The following is a 313-nucleotide window of genomic DNA, read 5'->3' as shown; positions in this document are numbered from 1 at the left end:
GACACCACCACGTTGGTGGGGTTCGTCACCGTCGAGCCGTTGGCCGGCGCGGTGATGGCCACCGTCGGACCGGCCACCGTGAAGGTGCTGGTCGCGGCCGTGCTGTTCGTGGTGCCGTTGGTGGACACCGCCGACACCGTCTGTGAGCCATTGGCCAGCGGGCCGGGCACCGTGTACGTCCAGTTACCGCCCGTCACCGTGACGGGGCCGTAGCTCTGCCCGCCCAGCGTAAACGTGACGGACGTCGCGTTCGCCGCCGTGCCGGACACCACCACGTTGGTGGGGTTCGTCACCGTCGAGCCGTTGGCCGGCG

At 70.3% G+C, this 313-nt stretch carries 1 protein-coding gene; it reads right to left on the bottom strand.

Annotated features, from left to right (window positions below):
• The coding region (locus tag D7Y11_RS43705) for an Ig-like domain-containing protein (protein WP_158642082.1) at positions 1-313 on the bottom strand (313 nt) is incomplete at both ends.

The organism is Corallococcus sp. AB018 (assembly GCF_003986945.1).
Classification (GTDB): domain Bacteria; phylum Myxococcota; class Myxococcia; order Myxococcales; family Myxococcaceae; genus Corallococcus; species Corallococcus exiguus.
Note: the sequence above shows the minus strand (reverse complement) of the source record. Positions and strands in the feature narration are given on the sequence as shown.